Origin of the sequence: Vibrio sp. 10N.286.49.E11 (genome assembly GCF_041469505.1) — a bacterium.
In the GTDB taxonomy this organism is placed as follows: Bacteria; Pseudomonadota; Gammaproteobacteria; order Enterobacterales; family Vibrionaceae; genus Vibrio; species Vibrio crassostreae_C.
Window position 1 is genome coordinate 1 of sequence record NZ_JBFRKQ010000171.1, and the last position, 249, is coordinate 249.

The following is a 249-nucleotide window of genomic DNA, read 5'->3' on the forward strand; positions in this document are numbered from 1 at the left end:
CCAGGACGCGCCACTATTTAAGGGTTTATTTCTTTTAAGAATGAAAGTCCTTGTATTGACTAAGTTGATACTAAAACCGTGCGCTCTTAGCTCAGCTGGATAGAGTACCTGGCTACGAACCAGGCGGTCGGAGGTTCGAATCCTCCAGAGCGCGCCACTATTTAGGGTTTAGTTCTTATAAGAATGTGAATCCTGATATTGATAAATCGTTCGTCGATAATTAATATCAAAAACCGTGCGTCCTTAGCT

At 42.6% G+C, this 249-nt stretch carries 1 tRNA gene; it reads left to right on the forward strand.

Features of this window, described 5'->3' with window-relative positions:
- Window positions 1-80 precede the first annotated feature (80 nt).
- Window positions 81-157 (forward strand) — tRNA-Arg (locus tag AB4167_RS22130).
- Window positions 158-249: the final 92 nt, after the last annotated feature.